This window comes from Paracoccus sp. SSK6 (genome assembly GCF_039770665.1).
Classification (GTDB): Bacteria; Pseudomonadota; Alphaproteobacteria; order Rhodobacterales; family Rhodobacteraceae; genus Paracoccus.
The window spans coordinates 176,180-191,041 of sequence record NZ_JBDPNJ010000004.1; the positions used below are offsets into that span (position 1 = coordinate 176,180).

13 protein-coding genes and 1 tRNA gene are annotated in these 14,862 nt (G+C 66.4%); 9 read left to right on the forward strand and 5 right to left on the reverse strand.

Annotated elements, in window-relative coordinates; genetic code table 11:
* Positions 1 to 2 precede the first annotated feature (2 nt).
* Positions 3 to 1,289 (reverse strand): solute carrier family 23 protein, encoded by a 1,287-nt coding sequence (locus tag AAIL68_RS05070; RefSeq protein WP_347138480.1) that lies wholly within the window; start codon positions 1,287 to 1,289, stop codon positions 3 to 5.
* A 130-nt stretch (positions 1,290 to 1,419) separates the two neighbouring features.
* Between AAIL68_RS05070 and AAIL68_RS05075 the strand changes: the two genes are divergently transcribed.
* Both AAIL68_RS05075 and AAIL68_RS05080 read left to right on the forward strand, forming a co-directional pair.
* The gene (locus tag AAIL68_RS05075; protein WP_347138482.1) at positions 1,420 to 2,619 is read left to right on the forward strand and encodes an acyl-CoA dehydrogenase; all 1,200 of its coding nucleotides are present in this window, start codon (positions 1,420 to 1,422) and stop codon (positions 2,617 to 2,619) included.
* Positions 2,612 to 3,757, forward strand: coding sequence for a CaiB/BaiF CoA-transferase family protein (locus tag AAIL68_RS05080; RefSeq protein WP_347138483.1), 1,146 nt, complete (start codon positions 2,612 to 2,614; stop codon positions 3,755 to 3,757). The genes AAIL68_RS05075 and AAIL68_RS05080 overlap by 8 nt, the downstream gene beginning before the upstream one ends.
* Positions 3,758 to 3,808: 51 nt before the next feature.
* Here the strand turns inward: AAIL68_RS05080 and AAIL68_RS05085 are convergent, their stop codons facing one another.
* Entirely contained in the window at positions 3,809 to 4,543 is a 735-nt protein-coding gene (locus AAIL68_RS05085) for a Bax inhibitor-1/YccA family protein (protein ID WP_347138484.1), read from the reverse strand.
* A gap of 118 nt (positions 4,544 to 4,661) precedes the next feature.
* Complete coding sequence (locus tag AAIL68_RS05090) at positions 4,662 to 5,618, reverse strand: NADPH:quinone oxidoreductase family protein (RefSeq protein WP_347138485.1); 957 nt, start codon at positions 5,616 to 5,618, stop codon at positions 4,662 to 4,664.
* A gap of 181 nt (positions 5,619 to 5,799) precedes the next feature.
* On the opposite strand from AAIL68_RS05090, the gene AAIL68_RS05095 reads away from it, so the two are divergent.
* The 5 genes from AAIL68_RS05095 (at position 5,800) to AAIL68_RS05115 (ending at position 13,065) form a co-directional block, all read left to right on the forward strand.
* A complete protein-coding gene (locus AAIL68_RS05095; protein ID WP_347138486.1) occupies positions 5,800 to 6,159 on the forward strand; it encodes a helix-turn-helix transcriptional regulator in 360 nt (119 codons plus the stop codon).
* Positions 6,160 to 6,268: 109 nt separating this feature from the next.
* Positions 6,269 to 7,087, forward strand: a complete 819-nt coding sequence (locus AAIL68_RS05100; RefSeq protein WP_347138487.1) for an inositol monophosphatase family protein — start codon at positions 6,269 to 6,271, stop codon at positions 7,085 to 7,087.
* The gene (mgtE, locus tag AAIL68_RS05105; RefSeq protein ID WP_347138488.1) at positions 7,084 to 8,481 is read left to right on the forward strand and encodes a magnesium transporter; all 1,398 of its coding nucleotides are present in this window, start codon (positions 7,084 to 7,086) and stop codon (positions 8,479 to 8,481) included. The genes AAIL68_RS05100 and mgtE overlap by 4 nt, the downstream gene beginning before the upstream one ends.
* 5 nt (positions 8,482 to 8,486) lie before the next feature.
* Complete coding sequence (locus AAIL68_RS05110; RefSeq protein WP_347138490.1) at positions 8,487 to 9,023, forward strand: 5-formyltetrahydrofolate cyclo-ligase; 537 nt, start codon at positions 8,487 to 8,489, stop codon at positions 9,021 to 9,023.
* A gap of 454 nt (positions 9,024 to 9,477) precedes the next feature.
* Complete coding sequence (locus tag AAIL68_RS05115; RefSeq protein WP_347138491.1) at positions 9,478 to 13,065, forward strand: vitamin B12-dependent ribonucleotide reductase; 3,588 nt, start codon at positions 9,478 to 9,480, stop codon at positions 13,063 to 13,065.
* Positions 13,066 to 13,330: 265 nt separating this feature from the next.
* Here the strand turns inward: AAIL68_RS05115 and AAIL68_RS05120 are convergent, their stop codons facing one another.
* Both AAIL68_RS05120 and AAIL68_RS05125 read right to left on the reverse strand, forming a co-directional pair.
* A complete protein-coding gene (locus tag AAIL68_RS05120) occupies positions 13,331 to 13,579 on the reverse strand; it encodes a DUF1902 domain-containing protein (protein WP_347138492.1) in 249 nt (82 codons plus the stop codon).
* A 66-nt stretch (positions 13,580 to 13,645) separates the two neighbouring features.
* Positions 13,646 to 13,720 (reverse strand) — tRNA-Glu (locus AAIL68_RS05125).
* Between the two features lie 196 nt (positions 13,721 to 13,916).
* Here AAIL68_RS05125 and gatC point away from each other — a divergent pair.
* Complete coding sequence (gene gatC / locus AAIL68_RS05130) at positions 13,917 to 14,204, forward strand: Asp-tRNA(Asn)/Glu-tRNA(Gln) amidotransferase subunit GatC (RefSeq protein WP_154763836.1); 288 nt, start codon at positions 13,917 to 13,919, stop codon at positions 14,202 to 14,204.
* A partial coding sequence (locus tag AAIL68_RS05135) for an amidase (RefSeq protein ID WP_347138494.1) occupies positions 14,201 to 14,862 on the forward strand: 662 nt, incomplete at its 3' end. The genes gatC and AAIL68_RS05135, both read left to right, overlap by 4 nt.

The window sequence follows — 14,862 nt, forward strand, 5'->3', positions numbered from 1 at the left end:
GGTCAGGCCGCGCGCCGGTCGCGGCCGATGCCCAGCAGCTGATAGATCACCAGGGCGGCCAGCGTCGATGTGCCGATCCCGCCCAGGGCGAAGCCGCCGATGGTGACGGTGAAATCGCCTGCCCCCAGGATCAGCGCGACCCCCACGGTGAACAGGTTGCGCGGGTCGGCGAAGTCCACCCGGTTGTCCACCCAGATCCGCGCCATGGCCGATGCGATCAGGCCGAAGACCGACACGGCCAATCCCGCCAGCACCGGCGCGGGGATCGTCTGCAGGATCGCGCCGAACTTGGGCGACAGGCCCAGCAGGATCGCGATCACCGCGGCAACGGGGAAGATCAGCGTCGAATAGACCTTGGTCATCGCCATGACGCCGATATTCTCGGCATAGGTCGTGACCCCGGTCCCGCCCCCTGCCCCGGCGATCATGGTGGCAAGCCCGTCGCCCAGGAAGCCGCGACCGATGTAACGGTCCATGTTCTGCCCGGTGATCGCGCCAAGCGCCTTGATATGGCCCAGGTTCTCGGCCACCAGCACGACGGCGACGGGGGCGATCATGCTGATCGCCGTCCAGTCGAACTGCGGCGCGGTGAAGTTCGGGACGCCGAACCAGGGCGCCTGCGCCACCCGGTCGAAGTCGATGCCCGGCACCAGGCCCGCGCCGTTGCCGAAGACCAGCACCAGGACATAGCCGAAGGCCAGGGCGATCAGCACCGCGATCCGCCGCGTGCTGCGGGTGCCATAGGCCGACACCATCGCCATGCACAGCACCGTCGCCAGTGCGATCGCCAGATGCGCCATGCTGCCCTTCAACTGCCCCACGGCCACGGGCGCCAGGTTCAACCCGATGGACACGCCGATGGCCCCGGTCACGGCGGGCGGCATCAGCCGTTCCACCCAGCCCGCACCGATGGCCATCACCACCAGCCCGATCAGCGCATAGACCAGCCCCGCCGCGATGATCCCGCCCAGGGCCACGCCGATATTCGGGTTGGCCCCGCCGCCCGCGAATCCCGTCGCGGCCATCACCACCGCGATGAAGGCGAAGGACGACCCCAGATAGCTGGGCACCCGCCCGCCGGTGATGGCAAAGAACAGCAGCGTGCCGATGCCGGAAAAGAACACCGCGACATTGGGGTCGAAGCCCATGATCAGCGGCGCCAGGATCGTCGATCCCGACATGGCCAGCAGGTGCTGGAAGCTCATCGGGACGGCTGCGGCCCATGGCAGCTTTTCGTCGGGAAGCACCGTGGCGCCGGTGGCCGGGCGCCAAAGGGGGAAATAGCCCATCGTCTCTCTCGTATCGTGATTCTGGCGGCAGGCTTAGCCGATCCGCGCGGACAGACCAACGGCTCGCGATTTGGGCTTCCAGCCCGCCCTTCCATGTCGCTAATGTCGCCGCGACCTGACGGAGGAGCAGATGTCCACGAAATCCCACAAGGGCGCGGCGTTCGACTGGGCCGATCCCTTTCTTTTGGACGACCAGTTGAGCGAGGAAGAGCGGATGATCCGCGACAGCGCGGCGGCCTTTGCGGCCGACAAGTTGGCGCCGCGCGTCAAGGACGCCTACCTGACCGAGACGACCGACCCCGAGATCTTCCGCGAAATGGGCGCGGCGGGCCTGCTGGGCGTGACGGTGGACGACGAATACGGCGGGGTCGGCGCGTCCTATGTGGCGTATGGCCTGGTGGCACGCGAGATCGAGCGGATCGACAGCGGCTATCGGTCCATGGCCTCGGTGCAAAGCTCGCTGGTGATGTTCCCGATCGAGGCCTATGGGTCCGAGGAGCAGAAGCGGCGCTATCTGCCCAAGCTGGCAACCGGAGAGTATATCGGCTGCTTCGGCCTGACCGAACCGGATGCGGGGTCGGACCCGGCGGGCATGAAGACCCGCGCCAGGAAGACCGATGGCGGCTATGTGCTGAACGGGTCGAAGATGTGGATCTCGAACAGCCCGATTGCCGATGTCTTCGTGGTCTGGGCCAAATCCGACGCCCATGGCGGCAAGGTCCGCGGCTTCGTGCTGGAAAAGGGCACCAAGGGCCTCTCGGCGCCGAAGATCGAGGGGAAACTGTCGCTTCGCGCCTCGATCACGGGTGAGATCGTGATGGAGGAGGTCGAGGTCGGCGAGGATGCCCTGCTGCCCGGCGTCGAAGGGATGGGCGGTCCTTTCGGCTGCCTCAACCGCGCGCGCTATGGCATCAGCTGGGGCGCGATGGGCGCTGCCGAGGATTGCTGGTTCCGGGCGCGGCAATACGGGCTTGACCGCCACCAGTTCAACCGCCCCCTGGCCGCGACGCAGCTGTTCCAGAAGAAACTGGCCGACATGCAGACCGAGATCGCTCTTGGCCTGCAGGCGTCCCTGCGGGTGGGCCGGCTGTTCGACGAAGGCCGCTTTGCGCCGGAAATGATCTCCATCGTCAAGCGCAACAACTGCGGCAAGGCACTGGAGATCGCGCGCATGGCCCGCGACATGCATGGCGGCAACGGGATTTCCAGCGAATACCACGTGATCCGCCACGCGCAGAACCTGGAAACCGTGAACACCTATGAAGGCACCCATGATGTCCACGCGCTGATCCTGGGCCGCGCGCAGACGGGGATCCAGGCCTTTGGCTGAGCCGCCGCTGAAGGGGTTGCGCGTCGTCGAACTGGCCCGCATCCTCGCCGGGCCATGGATCGGGCAGACGCTGGCGGATCTGGGCGCCGAGGTGATCAAGGTCGAGGCCCCGGAAGGCGACGACACCCGCCGCTGGGGTCCGCCCTTCATCGACCGGCCCCGCGCGGACGGTACGACCGAGAAGGTCGCCGCCTATTTCCACGCGGCGAACCGGGGCAAAACATCCGTGGTCTGCGACTTCAACAACGCGGCCGACCTGGAGCGGCTGCGCGGGCTGATCGACAACGCCGATGTCGTGGTGGAAAACTTCAAGTTGGGCGGGCTGGCCCGCTTCGGGCTGGACTACGCCACGCTGTCGGCGCGCAATCCGGGGCTGGTCTATGCTTCGATCACCGGCTTCGGGCAGGACGGGCCGCGTGCGAGCCAGCCGGGCTACGACTTCCTGATCCAGGGCATGAGCGGGATCATGGACCTGACCGGGGCGCCCGATGGCGAGCCGCAGAAGGTCGGCGTGGCCTGGATCGACATCTTCACCGGGCTTTACGGGGTGATCGCCGTGCAGGCGGCGCTGGCGGAACGGGCGCGGTCGGGGCGCGGCCAGCATCTGGACCTGTCCCTTCTGGATTGCGGGGTGGCGGTGCTGGCCAACCAGGCCACGAACTACCTGCTGGGGGGCACGGTGCCGCACCGGCTGGGCAATGCGCATCCCAACATCGTGCCCTATCAGCTGTTCCCGGCATCCAACGGCCACCTGATCGTCGCCTGCGGCAATGACCGGCAGTTCGCGGCGCTGTGCCGGGTGCTGGACCTTCCCGACCTGCCGGGCAACCCGGATTACGCCACCAACCCCGCCCGCGTGGCGCATCGCGACCGGCTGGTGCCGATGCTGGCGGCGGCCACCGCGCGCCGGAGCCGCGCCGACCTGATCGCCGCGATGGAGGCCGCAGGCGTGCCCGCCGGTCCGGTCAACGACGTGGCCGAGGCGCTGTCCGAACCCCAGGTCGCCGCGCGCGGGTTGCGGATCGCGCCCGAAGGCATCGTGGGGCTGCGCACGCCCATCCGCTTCGGCCGCAGCGCCATGGCTCATGACCGCGCCGCCCCCGCCCTGGGGGAAGGGGAATGGCGGTTCGGCCAATGAAAAACCCCCGCCGGTCAGGCGGGGGTCAAAGCGGTCAGGCTGTCGCGGACATCAGTCGCGGTTGCCCATGAATTGCAGCAGGAACATGAACAGGTTCAGGAAGTCCAGGTACAGCTGCAGGGCGCCCATGATGGCGGTCTTGCCCAGGAAGTCCCGGTCCGAACCAGCCAGTTGCAGATAGGTGTTCTTGATGTTCTGCGTGTCATAGGCGGTCAGGCCCGCGAAGATCAGCACGCCCAGGATGGAAATCGCGAACTGCATCCCCGACGACTGCAAGAAGATGTTCACGATGGACGCCACGATCAGGCCGATCACGCCCATGATCAGGAAGCTGCCCCAGCCCGAGATGTCCTTCTTCGTGGTATAGCCCCACAGCGACAGGCCCGCGAAGGCGATGGCCGTCACCAGGAAGGTCTGCACGATCGAGGTGCCGGTGAAGACCAGGAAGATCGAACTGATCGACAGCCCCATCAGCGCGGCAAAGCCGTAGAACAGCATGGTCGCCGCCGAAACCGACAGGCGGTTCAGCGCGGCGCCGAAGGCGAAGACGACCAGCAGCGGCGCGAACATGATCACCCATTTCAGGGGCGAGTTGTACAGCGCCTGGGCCACCGCCGGGTTGTTGACCGCAAGCGTGCTGACGCCATAGGCGGCGACGGCGGTTACACCCATGCCGACCGCCATCAGCCCATAAACCTTGTTCATGTAGGCCCGCAGCCCTTCGTCGATCACCGCCTGGCGGGTGCCGACGCGCTGCGTGGTGCGGTAAGTGTTGTAATCTGCCATCAATGTCTCCCCTGTCAGGCTTGCCGGACGGTGACCGGCATATGCGATCCATATTGGCATGATGCGGGTATGAATCAATGCCCGGACTGCGGCAATTCCGCACAGTTTTACAAGGTTGTTACAGGGTGATGACGATCTTGCCGACTGACCTGCGGGTGCGCAGCAGCTCGAAGGCCTCGGCGATCCGCTCCAGCGGCAGCGTCTGGCCCACCACCGGGGCCAGCCGGCCATCCCCGAACATGCGGAACAGGGCCGCCATGCTGTCCGACAGCGCGCGGGGATCCAGCTTCGCATGGCCGCCCCAGTAGAAGCCGTGGATGGCGATGTTCTTGACCAGGGCATGGTTCAGCGGCAGCACGGGCGGCCTGCCCCCGGCAAAGCCGATCACCAGGAAGCGCCCGCCGGGGTTCAGGGCGCGAAAGGCGGCCTCGCCCGCGCTGTCGCCCACGGCGTCATAGACGACATCGACGCCGCCCAGTTCCCGCAAGCCCGTCTTCAGGTCCGCGCCATCGGCACTGTCGATGACGTGATCGGCGCCCGCCTTGCGCACCACCTCCAGCCGGTCCGGCCCGCGCGCCACGCCGATGACGCGGGCACCCATGGCGTGCCCGATCTCGACCGCGGTCAGGCCGACGCCGCCGGCGGCGCCCAGGACGGCCAGGGTTTCGCCCGCGCGAAGGGCGGCGCGGCCCGCCAGGGCCAGGTGGCTGGTGCCATAGGCGATCTGGAAGCCCGCCGCCTGCTCGAAGCCCATCCCCGCAGGCAGGGGCGTGCAGGCGGCAGGGGGAACGGCGACCAGTTCGGCCATGGTTCCGGCGGCCAGAACGGCCACGCGGTCGCCCGGCCGCAGGCCGCTACCGACCGGCGCGCTGACCACCTCGCCCGCGCCTTCAAGGCCGGGGGCGAAGGGCGGATCCTGGCGTTCCTGGTATTCGCCCCTGGCCTTCAGCAGATCGGCGAAGTTCAGCGCCGCCGCCCGCATCCGCACCAGGACCATCCCCGGCCCCGGCTGCGGCGCGGACAGCGTGCGCAGGACGGGGTCGCCCCCAAGTTGTTCAACCAAAGCGATTCGCATGGACGCGGAACAGCCCGCCGTGGAAGTTTTCGTCAAAACTGTCATCCCCTTATCTGCCACCTCCTGTTTGCCCGTCACGAACCTGTCTTTTTGGTCAGAACCGCCCCCGTTAACCAGGTTAACACTCGAAAATTGAGGAAGGTTGGGTTAGTGCTTCCTTAGATTGCACAAGGTGGTAACGATGAAACACGGTGTTGATGTTCATGTTGGCAAGCGTATCCGGCATCGCCGCTGGATGATCGGAATGACCCAACAGCAACTGGCCGACAAGGTTGGTATCAAGTTCCAGCAAATCCAGAAATACGAAACAGGGATGAACCGCGTCTCGGCGTCCAGGCTGTGGGACATCGCGCGCGCGGTGGATGTTCCCGTCAGCTTCTTCTTCGAAGGGCTGCACGAAAGCGACATGCCCGAGGAGGTCGCGGGCGACATCCTGGCCGACAAGGAGGCGCTGCAACTGGTGCGCGCCTATTACACCATGCCGGTCGCGCAGCGCCGCCAGATCTTCGAACTGGCGCGCGTCCTGTCCGACGCCGCCTGATCCGTTCCGGGCGCGGGACGTGTTCCTGTCACGCGCCTGAGACGGCCCCGGCTGTCAAATCCTTGCCGCTGCCACTGGCAGGACGATACCGTTCGGGTTAGTCCTGCCGATGGAACGGACCAAGGGGGCAGCCATGCAGGACGCGCAGGACATCATCAATGCAGCGCACCGGATGGCCGATGCCGCCCGCGCGGCCATCCTGCCCTTCTTCCGCACCGGCCTTGCCGCCGACAACAAGTGGCAGACCGGCTTCGACCCGGTGACCGAGGCTGACCGCGCCGCCGAACGCGCCATGCGCGAGGTTCTGGCCCGGCTGCGCCCCCACGACGCGATCCTGGGCGAGGAATATGGCACGACCGAAGGCTCCAGCGGGTTGACCTGGATCCTGGATCCCATCGACGGCACCCGCGCATTCCTGTGCGGCGCCCCAAGCTGGGGGGTGCTGATCGGGCTGTCCGACGGCCAAGGCATCGCTTACGGGCTGATCGACCAGCCTTACACGCGCGAACGCTTCGAAGGCGGGTTGGGCCAGGCGCGCCTGGTCACGGACGCGGGCAGCCGCCCCCTGGCGGTGCGAAGCGGCGTGGACCTGGCGCAGGCCACCCTGCTGACCACCTATCCCGAGGTCGGCAGCGAGGCCGAGGAAGCCGCCTTCCGCCGCGTGGCCCGCCAGGTGCGGCTGACGCGATACGGGCTGGACTGCTATGCCTATGGCCTGCTGGCCCTGGGCCAGATCGATCTGGTGATCGAGGCCGGGTTGCAAAGCTATGACATCGCGGGGCCCCTGGCCGTGGTCCAGGCGGCGGGCGGCATCGTTACCGACTGGCAGGGCGGTCCGGCCCATGGCGGCGGGCAGGTGATCGCCGCCGCATCGCCCGCCCTGCACCGCGCCGCGCTTGACCTGCTGAACGCGGGGGGTGCCGCATGACCGACCAGACCCCTGCCCCTGACGACCAGCCGCTCGACCGCGACGGCGACGAGTTCCTGCCCCGCCGCGAACTGCTGGACCAGATCGACGCGGCCATCGAGGCGGGCGACACGGCGGCCCTGAACACGCTGCTGGAGCCGATGCACGGCGCCGACATCGCCGACATCATCGAACGGCTGGACCCCGCCCCGCGCCGCGCCTTCCTGCGCCTGTATTCCGGCGAGATCGACGGCGAGATCCTGTCCGAGATCGACGAGGCGATCCGCGACGAGGTGATCGACCAGCTTCCGCCCGAGGTCGTCGCCGAAGCCGTCCGCGAGATGGACAGCGACGACGTGGTGGACCTGGTCGAGGACATGGACGAGCCCGAGCGGGCCGAGATCCTGGCCGCCCTTGACGCGACCGACCGTGCCGCTGTCCAGCAGTCGCTGGCCTATCCCGAATATTCCGCCGGGCGCCTGATGCAGTCCGAGGTCGTGACCGCCCCCGAACACTGGACCGTGGGCGAGGCCGTGGCCTTCCTGCAATCCGAGGACTGGCTGCCCGAGCAGTTCTATCACATCGTCCTGGTCGATCCGCGCCGCCATCCGCTGGGCTATGTCACGCTGGGCCGCCTGCTGGCCTCCGCCCACGCGACCCCCCTGCGCGACATCACCGAGGACAGCTTCCGCACCATCAGCGCCTTTGCCGACGAAGGCGACGTGGCCTATGTCTTCAACCAGTATCACCTGATCTCGGCCCCCGTGGTGGACCGCGACGACCGGCTGGTGGGCATCATCACCATCGACGACGCCATGGCGGTCCTGGACGAGGAGCACGAGGAGGACATCCTGCGCCTGGCCGGCGTGGGCGACGAAAGCCACGTCACCGACGGCCCGCTGGCCACCGCCCGGCAGCGGTTGCCCTGGCTGGTGGCGAACCTTTGCACGGCGTCGCTGTCGGCCATCGTGATCTCGATGTTCGAGGATACCATCGCCGCCCTTGTGGCGCTTGCGGCGCTGATGCCCATCGTCGCCTCGACCGGCGGCATCGCGGGAACGCAGTCGCTGGCCGTCGCCGTGAGGGGGCTTGCCACGCGCGACCTGAACCGTTCGAATGCCCGGCGCGTCGTGATCCGCGAATTGCTGGCCGGGATGCTGAACGGCGTCGGGCTGGCCCTGATCTTGGGCCTTGCGGGTACGTTGATCTTTGGCGACATCCGGCTGGGCGTGGTGCTGGCGGCGGCGATGATGGTGAACCAGATCGTCGCGGCCCTGGGCGGGGTGCTGGTGCCCCTGACGCTGAGCAAGCTGGGCATGGACCCCGCCCTGGCATCCGGCACCTTTGTCACGACCATGACCGACGTGATGGGCTTCTTCGCCTTTCTGGGGCTTGCGACGATGATGCTGCTGTGACCTCCATGGACAAACCCGCCCTCCGCGCCCTTGCCCTGGCCGCCCGTGACCAGGGCGGCGATCAGGACGCCCTGGCCCGCCACCTGATCGCGGCCCTTGCCCCCCATGCGGGCGAGGTTCTGTCCGGCTATTGGCCGATGCGGGGCGAGGCCGATCCCCGCCCCGCGATGGCAGCGCATGACGGGCCGGTCTGCCTGCCGGTGGTGCCGGGAAAGGCCGTGCCGCTGGTCTTTCGCCAATGGAAGGGCGAGCCGCTTGTGCCCGGCCCCTTCGGCACCTCTCATCCGTCCGATTCGCAACCGCTGCTGGTGCCCACGGTGTTGATCGTGCCGCTGGCGGGCTTCGACCGGCGCGGGAACCGCATCGGCTATGGCGGCGGCTATTACGACCGGACCCTGCAAATGCTGCGCGAAACGGGCCGCGCAACGGCGATCGGGCTGGCCTTCGCCGTCCAGGAACTGCCTGATATTCCGGCCGATCCCTTCGATCAGCCGCTGGATCTGATCGTCACCGACAGGGGCCTGATCCGACCGCATTCCTGATTGCCCGTCCGCTGTGACAAGTTTGCATCGGTTGTGCAAAACCGGCGGATGACCTTGGGACAGGGCTGTGGATAAGGCCGGGAAGGGTTCTTCCAACACCCTGCTTTTGCCGCGAAAATCTCCATTCGATCTTTGTTGGAATTTTCTCCGGCCCGCCCGCTGTGCGCGAATCTTCGCGCCGCCTCCAAAACCCCGAGTCAACGGGATTCTGGATCTTATCCACAGATAAGAGTCGTTGCATCGCGGGTCGGACGGGATCAATCTTGTGGCCTGCGGCGTTGGTCATACCAGATGTGGTGGCAGGTGAGCCATAATCACCAAGGCCCGTCGCTTCGTGATTTTCGACATGCCGGGCGGTGCTTCCGCCCGGACCCATGGCTGCGGCCATGGGGCGGCTGCTGGCTGCGTGGCGCAAGTCGCGGATGGGGGACGACGATAGGAAAGGGCAATGGGCATGAAGATCGAACGGCGTTTTACCACCCCTGACGGGGGCGCATACGGCGACATCGCCTTCACGACGACCACCAGCGAGATCCGCAACCCCGACGGCAAGATCGTCTTCCGCAACGACCAGGTCGAAATCCCCGAAGGCTGGAGCCAGGTCGCCAGCGACGTGATCGCCCAGAAGTATTTCCGCAAGGCGGGCGTCCCTGCCGCGCTGAAGCGCGTCAGGGAAAAGGGCGTCCCCGAGTTCCTGTGGCGCAGCGTGGCCGATGACGAAGCCTTGGCGCAGTTGCCCGAAGACCAGCGTTACGGCGGCGAGACGAGCGCCCGGCAGGTCTTCGACCGGCTGGCCGGGGCCTGGGCCTACTGGGGTTGGAAAGGCGGGTATTTTTCCAAAGAAGAAGACGCCCGCGCCTATCACGACGAGATGCGTTTCATGCTGGCCCGCCAGATGGCCGCGCCGAACAGTCCGCAATGGTTCAACACCGGGCTGCACTGGGCTTACGGGATCGACGGCCCGTCGCAGGGGCATTTCTATGTCGATTACAAGACCGGCAAGCTGGTCAAGTCCGACAGCGCCTATGAACATCCCCAGCCGCATGCCTGCTTCATCCAGTCGGTCAGCGACGACCTGGTGAACGAAGGCGGCATCATGGACCTGTGGGTCCGCGAGGCGCGGCTGTTCAAATACGGTTCGGGCACGGGCACCAATTTCAGCAGCCTGCGCGGCGAAGGGGAACGGCTGTCGGGCGGCGGCAAGTCCTCGGGCCTGATGGGCTTCCTGAAGATCGGCGATCGGGCAGCGGGCGCGATCAAGTCGGGCGGCACCACGCGCCGCGCGGCCAAGATGGTGATCTGCGACATGGATCACCCCGACATCGAATCCTTCATCAACTGGAAGGTCATCGAGGAGCAGAAGGTCGCAAGCCTTGTCGCCGGATCGAAGGCGCATGAGGCCCGGCTGAACGACATCTTCGCCGCGATCCGTGCCGGTGACGGGGAAACCGATCCCGCCAAGAATGACGCCCTGAAATCCGCAATCCGCGCCGCCAAGCGCGCGATGATCCCGGAAACCTATGTCAACCGCGTCCTGCAATACGCGCGCCAGGGCTTCGACAGCATCGAATTCCCGACCTATGACACCGACTGGGACAGCGAGGCCTATGTCAGCGTCTCGGGCCAGAACTCGAACAACTCGGTCCGGGTGACGGATGCCTTCCTGCAAGCCGTGCGCGAGGACGCGCCGTGGGAATTGCTGCGCCGCACCGATGGCACGGTCGCCAAGACGGTTTCCGCCCGCGAGCTGTGGGATCAGGTCGGACACGCCGCCTGGGCCTGCGCCGATCCCGGCATCCAGTTCCACGACACGGTGAACGCCTGGCACACCTGCCCCGAGGACGGGCCGATCCGGGGGTCCAACCCGTGCAGCGAATACATGTTCCTGGACGACACGGCCTGCAACCTGGCGTCGATGAACCTGCTGACCTTCTATCACGATGGCCGGTTCGACGCCGATGCCTATGTCCACGCCACCCGGCTGTGGACCGTGACGCTGGAGATCAGCGTGCTGATGGCGCAGTTCCCGTCCAGGGAAATCGCGCAGCGTTCCTATGATTTCCGCACGCTGGGCCTGGGCTATGCCAATATCGGCGGGCTCTTGATGAACATGGGCCTGGGCTATGACAGCGACGAAGGCCGGGCGCTCTGCGGCGCGCTGACGGCGATCATGACCGGCGTGGCCTATGCGACAAGCGCGCAGATGGCGGCGGAACTGGGGGCTTTCCCCGGATACGCGCGCAACGCCAAGCACATGCTGCGGGTGATCCGCAACCACCGCGCGGCGGCCCATGGCACAGGCGCCTATCAGGCGGTGAACGTAGCCCCGGTCGAACTCGACGCCGACAACTGCCCCGACGCCCGCCTTGTCGCCATCGCCCGGCAGGCCTGGGAGGAGGCGCTGGCCCTGGGCGAGGATCACGGCTTCCGCAACGCGCAGGTCACGGTGATCGCGCCCACCGGCACCATCGGCCTGGTCATGGATTGCGACACCACCGGGATCGAGCCCGATTTCGCCCTGGTCAAGTTCAAGAAGCTGGCGGGCGGCGGCTATTTCAAGATCATCAACCAGTCGGTCCCGGCCGCCTTGACCGCGCTGGGCTATGCCCCCGCGCAGATCGAGGAGATCGTGGCCTATGCCGTGGGCCACGCCACCCTGGGCAACTGCCCTGGCATCAACCACACCGCGCTGGCGGGCCACGGCTTCGGCCTGGCCGAGATCGAGAAGATCGAGGCCGCGCTGGCCACGGCCTTCGACATCCGCTTCGTCTTCAACCAGTGGACCCTGGGCGAGGATTTCTGCAAGGGCACCCTGGGCATTCCTGCCGACAAGCTGGCCGACCCCACCTTCGACCTGCTGCGCCACCTGGGCTTTACCCGCGCGCAGATCGACGCCGCCAACGACCATGTTTGCGGCACCATGACGCTGGAAGGCGCGCCGCATCTGCGGGCCGAACACCTGCCCGTCTTCGACTGCGCCAATGCCTGCGGCAAGACCGGCAAGCGGTATCTGTCGGTCGAAAGCCATATCCGCATGATGGCCGCGGCGCAGTCCTTCATCTCGGGCGCGATCTCCAAGACGATCAACATGCCGAACAGCGCGACCATCGCCGAGGCGCTTGCGGCATACGAACTGTCCTGGTCGCTGGGCATCAAGGCCAATGCGCTTTACCGCGACGGCTCCAAGCTGTCGCAACCCTTGGCAGCGGCCCTGGTCGAGGATGACGAGGAAGCCGAGGAGATCCTTGCCACCGGCAGCGCGCAGGAAAAGGCCGCCGTGATCGCCGAAAAGATCGTCGAGCGGATCATCGTCAAGGAAACGGTGCGCAGCCACCGCGAAAAGCTGCCGCAGCGGCGCAAGGGCTATACCCAGAAGGCGCTGATCGGCGGTCACAAGGTCTATCTGCGCACCGGCGAATACGACGACGGCACCCTGGGCGAGATCTTCATCGACATGCACAAGGAAGGCGCGGGCTTCCGGGCGATGATGAACAACTTTGCCATCGCGGTGTCGGTTGGTCTGCAATACGGCGTGCCGCTGGAGGAATTCGTGGACGCCTTCACCTTCACCCGCTTCGAGCCCGCGGGCATGGTGCAGGGCAACGACAGCATCAAGAACGCGACCTCGATCCTGGATTACGTGTTCCGCGAACTGGCGGTGTCCTATCTGGACCGCACGGATCTGGCGCATGTGAAGCCCGAAGGCGCCCGCTTCGACGACATGGGTGGCGGAGAGCGCGAGGGCCTGAACGTGGCCCCTGTCAGCGAGCAGTCGGAACTGAAGTCCCTGACCATGCTGAAGCAGATCAGCAGCGCCGGTTACCTGCGCAAGCGCCTGCCCCAGGATCTGATGGTGCTGCAGACGGGCGTGTCGGCCACCGCGATCATGTCTGCGGAACCTGCCGCCATGGACGCCCGCGCCAAGGCCCGGATGCAGGGCTATGAGGGCGATCCCTGCGGCGAATGCGGGAACTATACGCTGGTGCGGAACGGGACGTGCATGAAGTGCAACACCTGCGGCGGGACGAGCGGGTGTAGTTGAGGCTGGAAAGACTGATCAAACCCGCCGCCCTGCGCAAGGGCGGCGGCTATCATTCGACCCTTACTTCAGAACCTCTTGGGAAGACCTGCCTGCTTGAGCGTTGCATTTGCCGTGTGCCGCGACTTGCAGCCGTGATCGACCGTGAAGTGGATTCAGAAACCGGGCTGAACCAGATCTCGTGATCGCCTTTGCCTGCTCGCACAAAATGACAGCCCGCAGCGCGCCAGGCCTCGACCAGTTCCCGATAGTAGCCTTTGACCATGAATCAGGCGTATCGGACAGGCTTCAGGAATTCCTTGGTTACCATATGCACAGGGATCTGGTCACCCTCCCGTGCAAAGCCGTTCAATTCGGCCAGATCATACAGCGCCGCCATGACCTTCTGATGCAGCTTGTCCAGGCTGTCGGCCTCCACGGCCAAACCCGGCACATCGGCGGTCGTGGCAACCCAGACCCCTGCGTCCTGGTCCCACCCGATGGTCACATTGATCGGCTGATGTTCGACGGAGATCATGGTGCTTCCTTTGCGTCATCCAGATATAGCAAACGCCGCTACTGGATCAACGATTTCAGGAAGAAGTGGCAGCCCGTAGGGGAGTCGAACCCCTCTTTTCAGGTTGAAAACCTGACGTCCTAACCGATAGACGAACGGGCCACTTTTCAGCGCTGCCAGTGTTTCCCGGCGGCGTGGAGCGGTGTTTAGGCAAAGCTGCGGGGGGGCGCAAGGGGAAAAATCCGCCTGTTCGACAAAATTTTCAAGCGCCCCCCGGAGGCGGCCGCTCCAGCCCCCCGCGCGGTTCTTGCAGGGGCGCGCGGGGGGCTGTAAACCCGCGCCAACGAAAGGAAACGTCATGTCGATCACCGAGGATCAGGCCCGCAAGGTCGCGCATCTGGCGCGCATCGCGGTCGATGACGCCGCTCTGCCCGCGCTTGCCCGCGAACTGAACGGCATCCTGCATTTCATGGAACAGCTGTCCGAGGTGGACGTGACCGGCGTCGAGCCGATGACCGGCGTCACCCCCATGCGGCTGAAGCGGCGCGAGGATGTCGTGACCACCGGCGGGATGGCCGACAGGATCCTGTCCAACGCCCCCGACGCGCGCGAGGGCTTCTTTGCCGTCCCGAAGGTGGTGGAATGAGCGACCTGAACACCCTGACCATCTCTGATGCGCGCGATGCGCTGAAGAAGGGCGACACGACTGCCGTCGAACTGACCGAGGCCTGCCTGACCGCCATCGAAGGCGCGGGCGCGCTGAACGCCTTTGTCCACCACACCCCCGACATGGCGCGGCAGATGGCCCAGGCCGCCGATGCCCGGATCAAGGCGGGCGATGCCACGGCCATGACCGGCATCCCGCTGGGCGTCAAGGACGTGTTCTGCGTGCGTGGCGTGCCCTCGCAGGCCGCCAGCCGCATCCTGGAAGGCTTCCGCCCGGAATACGAATCGACCGTGACCCAGAACCTGTGGAACGCGGGCGCGGTGATGCTGGGCAAGCTGAACCAGGACGAATTCGCCATGGGCTCGGCCAACGAATCCAGTTGCTATGGCCCGGCGGTGAACCCGTGGAAGGTGGACGACCGTCCGTTGACGCCGGGCGGGTCGTCCGGCGGTTCGGCTGCGGCGGTGGCGGCGGACCTGTGCCTTGCGGCGACGGGGACGGACACGGGCGGCTCGATCCGCCAGCCTGCGGCTTTCACCGGCATCGTGGGGCTGAAGCCGACCTATGGCCGTGTCAGCCGCTGGGGGGTGATCGCCTATGCCTCATCGCTGGACCAGGCCGGGCCGATGACCAAGAC